Source organism: Streptomyces hokutonensis (assembly GCF_000376565.1).
GTDB classification, from domain to species: domain Bacteria; phylum Actinomycetota; class Actinomycetes; order Streptomycetales; family Streptomycetaceae; genus Streptomyces; species Streptomyces hokutonensis.
On record NZ_BARG01000119.1, the window covers coordinates 25,193 to 32,349 of the forward strand.

The 7,157-nt window shown below is 70.9% G+C and carries 9 protein-coding genes; 6 read left to right on the forward strand and 3 right to left on the reverse strand.

The genetic code is table 11. The features are described 5' to 3' along the window. The first annotated feature begins 100 nt into the window (after positions 1 to 100). The 3 genes from SSP08S_RS52055 to SSP08S_RS52065 are packed head-to-tail and all read left to right on the forward strand — an operon-like array spanning position 101 to position 2,030. Positions 101 to 1,078: an AraC family transcriptional regulator gene (locus SSP08S_RS52055; RefSeq protein WP_019075587.1), complete on the forward strand. Its 978-nt coding sequence runs from the start codon at positions 101 to 103 to the stop codon at positions 1,076 to 1,078. Next, on the forward strand, positions 964 to 1,725 hold the full coding sequence (locus tag SSP08S_RS52060) for an AzlC family ABC transporter permease (RefSeq protein ID WP_439654610.1): 762 nt from the start codon (positions 964 to 966) through the stop codon (positions 1,723 to 1,725). Before SSP08S_RS52055 ends, SSP08S_RS52060 begins: the two co-directional genes overlap by 115 nt. Further along, a complete protein-coding gene (locus SSP08S_RS52065) occupies positions 1,722 to 2,030 on the forward strand; it encodes an AzlD domain-containing protein (RefSeq protein WP_019075589.1) in 309 nt (102 codons plus the stop codon). The genes SSP08S_RS52060 and SSP08S_RS52065 overlap by 4 nt, the downstream gene beginning before the upstream one ends. A gap of 13 nt (positions 2,031 to 2,043) precedes the next feature. Here the strand turns inward: SSP08S_RS52065 and SSP08S_RS52070 are convergent, their stop codons facing one another. Then, positions 2,044 to 2,988, reverse strand: coding sequence for a hypothetical protein (locus SSP08S_RS52070; RefSeq protein WP_019075590.1), 945 nt, complete (start codon positions 2,986 to 2,988; stop codon positions 2,044 to 2,046). A gap of 80 nt (positions 2,989 to 3,068) precedes the next feature. Between SSP08S_RS52070 and SSP08S_RS52075 the strand changes: the two genes are divergently transcribed. Continuing rightward, positions 3,069 to 3,263 (forward strand): DUF3046 domain-containing protein, encoded by a 195-nt coding sequence (locus tag SSP08S_RS52075; protein WP_019075591.1) that lies wholly within the window; start codon positions 3,069 to 3,071, stop codon positions 3,261 to 3,263. 59 nt (positions 3,264 to 3,322) lie between these two features. Further along, entirely contained in the window at positions 3,323 to 4,747 is a 1,425-nt protein-coding gene (locus SSP08S_RS57780; protein ID WP_019075592.1) for an AI-2E family transporter, read from the forward strand. A gap of 34 nt (positions 4,748 to 4,781) precedes the next feature. Here SSP08S_RS57780 and SSP08S_RS52085 read toward each other — a convergent pair whose 3' ends face one another. Together SSP08S_RS52085 and SSP08S_RS52090 are read right to left on the reverse strand one after the other, a co-directional pair. Beyond that, entirely contained in the window at positions 4,782 to 5,540 is a 759-nt protein-coding gene (locus tag SSP08S_RS52085; protein WP_019075593.1) for a hypothetical protein, read from the reverse strand. A 98-nt stretch (positions 5,541 to 5,638) separates the two neighbouring features. Then, positions 5,639 to 6,298 (reverse strand): class I SAM-dependent methyltransferase, encoded by a 660-nt coding sequence (locus tag SSP08S_RS52090; protein ID WP_019075594.1) that lies wholly within the window; start codon positions 6,296 to 6,298, stop codon positions 5,639 to 5,641. 292 nt (positions 6,299 to 6,590) lie between these two features. Between SSP08S_RS52090 and recA the strand changes: the two genes are divergently transcribed. Further along, a partial coding sequence (gene recA / locus SSP08S_RS52095) for a recombinase RecA (protein ID WP_019075595.1) occupies positions 6,591 to 7,157 on the forward strand: 567 nt, incomplete at its 3' end.

The following is a 7,157-nucleotide window of genomic DNA, read 5'->3' on the forward strand; positions in this document are numbered from 1 at the left end:
ACCCGACCACTGACAATGCGTCTGACCTGCGGGAATTCTCCGGCGATGGCTCGAATGAACGATTCGGCACCCACGGGCCGCCGTGGCGGAGAATGGCCGTATGGCGGGTTCGGGCGAGCGGGCGAGGCACTGGCGGTACACGGAGCTGCCCGGGGTCGACCTGCTGCGCGCCCGGTACATCAGCAAGACGTTCGTACGGCACACGCACGAGCACTTCGTCATCGCCGCCATCGCGGACGGCGTCGACGTCTTCCAGCACGGCGGTGCCGAGGTGTCCGCCGGGGCGGGAGCGCTCGCGCTGGTGAATCCGGACACTCCGCACACCGGCCGGGCGGGCGTTCCCGAGGGCTGGCGGTACGCGGCCGTCTACCCGTCGCCCGAGGTGGTGGCCGCGATAGCCGCCGAGACCACCTCCATCCGCGGCACCCCCGGGTTCGCCAGTCCCGTGCTCGACGACCCCTACACCGTCGGGCTGGTCCACCAGATCCTGCGCGCGGCCGACGAGGGCAACGCGCTCGCCGCCGACACCCTGTTGCGGGTCGCCGTCACCAGGCTGCTCCGGCTGAACGGCGGATCGCTGCCCCAGCGCGCCGTGCCCACGGCGGGTGGCCGGGTGGCCGCACGCGCGCGTGCCGTGCTGGAGGACCGGATGGTGGATCCGCCCACCTTGGAGGCGCTCGCCGGCGACCTGGGGACCAGTCCGTTCGCGCTGCTGCGCGCGTTCCGGGGTGCCTACGGGATGCCGCCCCACACCTGGCTGACCGACGCCCGGGTGCGCCGGGCACGGCAGCTCCTGGACTCGGGTACGGCGCCCGCGGATGCCGCCGTCGCCGTCGGGTTCACGGACCAGCCGCACCTCAACCGGCACTTCGCCCGGATCGTGGGCGTGCCCCCGGGCGCGTACCAGCGGGAGCGCAAGAACGTACAAGACGCGGGGCGGCGACTCCTCCTACCGTCCGACGTGTGCCAGAACAGATCGCTTCAGACGACATACGCACCCGAGGGGGAGGAGAAGAGGCTGGGAGCAAGCCGGACTCCACCGTCGTACGGGACGCCCTCGGAGTCGGGGTCGCCGTAGGGCTGTCGGGGTTCGCCTTCGGGGTGACCTCGGCCGGTGGCGGGCTCACCCTGCTGCAGACCTGCGCCCTCAGCCTCCTGGTGTTCACCGGCGCATCCCAGTTCGCGCTGGTGGGAGCGCTCGCGGCCGGCGGCAATCCGCTCACCGCGGCGGCGGGAGCCTTCTTCCTGGGCGTGCGCAACACCTTCTACGGGCTGCGCCTCTCGCAGTTGCTGGCCCTCCCGCGCGCGGTGCGTCCTTTCGCCGCCCAGTGGGTCATCGACGAGACGACGGCCGTCACCCTCGCGCAGCCCACGCGGCGCGCCGCGCGGATCGGGTTCACCGTCACCGGGCTCAGCCTGTACCTGCTGTGGAACCTCACCACGCTGCTGGGCGCGCTGGGTGCCAAGGCCATCGGGGACACCGAGGCATGGGGTCTCGACGCGGCCGGGCCCGCCGTCTTCCTGGCGCTGCTCGCTCCCATGCTCAGGACCATCATCGAGCGGGCCGTCGCCGCGCTCGCGGTCCTGCTGGGACTGGGTCTGCTGCCCGTACTGCCGGCCGGTGTGCCGGTCCTGGCGGCCGCTCTCGCGGCGCCGATCGCCCTCTACGTAGCGGGCCGTCGGCAGACCGGCACACGCAACGACGCACAGGAGGAAGACCGTTGACCGTCTGGATCGCGATCGCGGCGACCGCCCTCGGCTGCTACGTCGTCAAGCTCGCCGGTCTGCTCGTGCCTGCGGGCGCGCTCGAGCGGCCGCTGGTGAGGCGGCTCGCCGCCCTGCTGCCGGTCGCCCTCCTCGCCGCGCTCACGGCCCAGCAGACCTTCGCCGACGGGCACGTGCTCGTACTCGACGCCCGGGCCGCCGGGCTCGCGGCGGCCGCCGTGGCGCTGGTGCTGCGGGCACCCTTCCTGCTCGTCGTCGCGGCGGCCGTGCTGGTGACGGCGGGTGTGCGGGCCCTGGGCGGCTGAGGCGGCCCCGGAGTCAGCCGATGGAGCGGCCGTACGCCTTCAGGGTGCGCAGGGCCTGGATCGTCACCATGGGGCGTGCCTCCAGGGCGATGCCCGGCGCCCACTGGCGCCAGCGGATGGGCCAGCCGCCGTCCTCCTGCTGGCCGGCCGACAGATGGTCCAGGGAGCGGGCCATCTCGTCGTCCGTGAACCACGCGCGCGCGAGGGAGCTCGGCGTCTTCGCGTAGTCGTACGGGAAGTGGTGCTCGCCCGGCGCGTATCCGGGGGCGACCGGGTAGTCCTCCAGGTGCTCCGGGTCCAGGGCGGCGAGGCGGTTTTCGCGCACCAGGCGGCCGAGCCGGTCGGCGGCGGCCTCCGCGCGCGGGCGGTCGGGCGCCGAGTCCAGGAAGGCGACGGCGGCCTCGATCTCGTAGGGGTGCGACTTCTCCAGGGAGTCGACGGCCTGCCAGCAGAAGTCGGTGGCCCGGAACAGCCAGGCGTGCCACACCTCGTTGCGGTGCAGCAGGCCCACCACCGGCCCGGTGGCCAGGAGTTCACTGGGCGGGTCGTCCACGACCGGCACGAACGGCGCCGTCGGATAGCCGCGCTGGGCGGGAAGGATCGCCGGCAGCGCGCCGTCGGCCGTGGAGACCGAGGTCAGATAGCGGCACACGCGTTCCACCCGCTGCCCGCCGCAGCGCCCGACGGAGTCCAGGACGCGAAGGGCGTGACCGGTGTGCAGCGGCTGGCTCACCGGGCCGCGCAGATCGGGTTCCAGCGCGTGCCCGTACCCGCCGTCCTCATTGCGGTACGCGTCCAGCGCGGTCTCCACCGGATCGGCTTCGCCGTTGAGGAAGTGGTACGCGAAGAGGCGCTGCTCCAGCACGCGCGCGGTGAGCCAGACGAAGTGCTCGGCGCGGAAGAGCGGGGAGTGCGCCGGGGGCGTCGGGGGGAGTGGGGATGCTCCTGTTTCGGCCATGCGTCAGACCGTAGGACGGAAAGCGGTCTCGGCAGGCGGTCCCGGCCCGGGCCCACTCTCAGGGGCGGGATACTGGTGTCATGCGGTTGACGGTCTTCTGGCAGCGGATGACGGAGCACTTCGGCGCGGGATACGCCGAGAGCTTCGCGCGCGATCACGTGATGACGGAGCTCGGCGGGCGGACGGTGCACGAGGCGCTGGACGCGGGCTGGGAGGCCAAGGACGTGTGGCGCGTGGTCTGCGCGGTCATGAACGTTCCGCAGGAAAGTCGCTGATCGGTCACGAAGATCGACGACGGTGACCGGTTGTCAGTGACGTAGGCGAGACTTGCTCCGTGGCATCCACTGACGAGAGCGGGCCCGACGCCCCGCAGGCATCCCCGTCCGGTACGACGCCGCCGACCCGGCCCCCGGCCGACGGCGCCGCGCCGGGCACCGGCATGCCGCGCTGGCTGCCGCGCGCCATGGTGCTTGCGCTCGCCCTCGTCGCCGTGTTCCAGCTGGGCAGTTGGGCCTTCCACCAGCTCATCGGGCTGCTGATCAACATCCTCATCGCGTTCTTCCTGGCTCTCGCCATCGAGCCCGCGGTGAGCCGGATGTCCACCTACGGCATGCGCCGGGGGCTGGCCACCTTCCTGGTCTTCCTCGGTCTGCTGATCGTGAGCGCCGGGTTCGTCACCCTGCTCGGCTCGATGCTCGCCGGACAGATCATCAAGATGATCGAGGACTTCCCGGACTACCTCGACTCCGTCATCAACTGGGTCAACGGGCACTTCCACACCGACCTGAGACGGGTCGACATCCAGGAGGGGCTGCTCCACTCCGACTGGCTGCGCAAGTACGTGCAGAACAGCGCCACCGGCGTGCTGGACGTGTCCACCCAGGTTCTCGGCGGCCTCTTCCAGCTGCTGACGATCGGCCTGTTCTCGTTCTACTTCGCCGCCGACGGACCGCGCCTGCGGCGCGCGCTGTGCTCCGTGCTGCCGCCCGCCCGGCAGGTCGAGGTGCTGCGCGCGTGGGAGATCGCCGTCGACAAGACCGGCGGCTACATATACTCCCGCGGTCTGATGGCGCTGGTCTCCGGAGTGGCGCACTACATCCTGCTGCAGGCGCTGGGCATCCCGTACGCGCCCGTGCTCGCCGTCTGGGTGGGCCTGGTCTCCCAGTTCATCCCGACCATCGGCACGTATCTCGCGGGCGCCCTGCCCATGCTGATCGCCTTCACGGTCGACCCCTGGTACGCCCTGTGGGTGCTGATCTTCGTCGTGGTCTACCAGCAGTTCGAGAACTACATGCTCCAGCCCAAGCTGACCGCGAAGACCGTCGACATCCACCCCGCGGTCGCCTTCGGCTCGGTCATCGCGGGCACCGCGCTCCTGGGTGCCGTGGGCGCGCTGATCTCCATCCCGGCCGTGGCCACGCTTCAGGCGTTCCTCGGGGCGTACGTGAAGCGGTACGCCGTCACGGACGATCCCCGGGTGCAGGGGCACCGGACCACCCGAGGGTCCGGTGGGCCCGGTCTGCTGACCCGCGCGCGGGGGTTGTGGGAGCGGCGGTCGGGGACTACGGAGCACACGGCGGCCGACTCTGCCGGGACAGCCGATTCCGAGGCCACCGACTCCGGAGAGAACGACGCCGGACGAGCTGATTCCGGGGCGACCGACCCTGGACCGACTGATTCCGGGTCGACCGACTCCGGCCGAAGGGACTCCGGGTCCACCGATTCCGAGCCGAGGGACTCCGGAGACGGCTCCTCCTGAGGGATGGTCCGGCGAGAACAATGGGGCGTCGCGGTCAGTACGTGAACACCGCCCACACTCCCGCCCCGGCCACCGCGACGACGTAGCAGCCGACCGCCACCGCCACGGTCCGCAGCCGTGCCGTCTCGCTCCAGGACGTGCGGGACAGCAGCCAGGCCAGGGCCGGCAGGACCAGGACGGCGTGCAGGCTCACCCCGTGCAACGGCTTGAGCGGGGCCGTCGAGTGGTACGCGGCCTCCTGGTGACCGGTCCGGGCGAGGACCACCCCGCGCGCGATCATCGCGGCGCCCGAGGCCAGCGCGACGAGCAGGATCGCGAACCCGGAACGCACCGCGAACGCCATCCCCGTGGGACCCGTCGGCCGGTGCCGGAAGGACGCCACCGCGAACACGGTGAGCACCACCACGAGGACACCGCCGCCCACCGCGAGCGTCATGGACACCACCGTGTCGAAGGGCGTCTCCATGTCAAGGTGCGACGGCACCCGGCGCCACGCCTGAAGGGTGATGCCGCCGACCTCCACCACACAGTCGGCGGCGAACACGACGAGCAGCACGGTGCACAGCCTGGCCCCGACACGCAGATACGACGTCACCCAGGTGACCGCGATCAGCGTCGCCCCGAAGGAGAGCCCGAACGTGACGGGCTTGCGCCAGGAGACGGGCCCGTACCAGGGGCCGCCGTCGACCGCGAACACCACCAGGTGCACCAGCCCGGAGACGATCAGCAGGGCACCGGTCGCATGACAGAGACGCTCGGCGGGACGTACGTGGTTCTTCAGGGCCCGGGTCATGGCCCGAGCCTCGCGGGAACTCGCCGCGCAGTCGTCGTACGGCCGAAGACACCAGCCGTACGCCGACGGAAGTAGGGCTCCCTGAGGAATACGCCGGGTCAGACGGGGTCCGCCGGTGGTTCCGCGATGCCGACGATGCTTCCCTCCAGGGACCGGACGCGGGCCGTCCAGCCCAGGGCTGTGAGGTTTTCCGTGAGGGTCCGGGCGTCGTGGAACACCTTCACCACGCGGTACTGACGGCCGTCGTCGAGTCGGCGCAGCACCGTGGGGACAGGCCCGTCCGTTACACCGTCCTCGTCCGCGACAGCAGCCGGTCCGTCGTCGACGAAGATCGCTCTACCGCCCGGCGCGAGCATGGCGGCGACGGTGCTCCAGAACTCGGACAACCGCGTCGGCGGAACGTGGGAGAGCCAGAAGGCGAAGAACACCGTGTCGTAGCGCCGCGACGGCCGCCATGTGAACAGGTCGGCCTGAAGGAACCGGACGTTGGGGAAGGGCACGCGCGCACGAGCGACGGCCAGCACCTCGGCCGCCGCGTCGACGGCCGTCACCGACCGGGCCCGGGCGGCGAGTCTCACGGTCCACTGCCCCGTTCCGCAGGCCAGCTCCAGCACGTCTTCGCCGATCGGAAGATCGTCGACCACGGCCGGCAGCCGCCGCAGCTCCTCCCGTTCCGTATAGGGGCGGTCGTACTCGGCCGCCGCCGCGCGGTAGTAGGCCAGCTGCTCCGTGAGGAGGACATCGTCATCACTGTTCATGACCGGAAGAGTCGGGCCTGCCCCTGAGACAAGGTCAACCCAGGCTGTCGGTCGCGGCAGTGTTGCCGGACGGCGTAGATGACGTGAGTGCCGCGTGGTGCGCTTGACACGAAAATCGAACATCCATTCTTATGGAGGCTCCGGCGAGGCCATGACGGGCATTTCGGCAGGCTTTTGATGGTGAAGTGCCCGAGTTATCCACAGGCCGGACGGGCGTCGGGGCGCATTGTCAGTGGCAGGCGTTAGCGTCTTTGACGTGAAGCGATCGACTCAAGCAAATCGGGTGGAACCCATGGCAGGAACCGACCGCGAGAAGGCACTGGACGCCGCTCTCGCACAGATTGAACGGCAGTTCGGCAAGGGCGCGGTGATGCGCCTGGGCGAGCGGCCGAACGAGCCCATCGAGGTCATCCCCACCGGGTCGACCGCACTCGACGTCGCCCTCGGTGTCGGCGGCCTGCCGCGCGGCCGAGTGGTGGAGGTCTACGGCCCGGAGTCCTCCGGCAAGACGACCCTGACCCTGCACGCGGTGGCGAACGCCCAGCGGGCCGGCGGCCAGGTCGCGTTCGTGGACGCGGAGCACGCCCTCGACCCCGAGTACGCGAAGAAGCTCGGCGTCGACATCGACAACCTGATCCTGTCCCAGCCGGACAACGGCGAGCAGGCCCTGGAGATCGTGGACATGCTGGTCCGCTCCGGCGCCCTCGACCTCATCGTCATCGACTCCGTCGCGGCACTCGTCCCGCGCGCGGAGATCGAGGGCGAGATGGGTGACAGCCACGTCGGTCTGCAGGCCCGTCTGATGAGCCAGGCCCTGCGGAAGATCACCAGCGCGCTCAACCAGTCCAAGACCACCGCC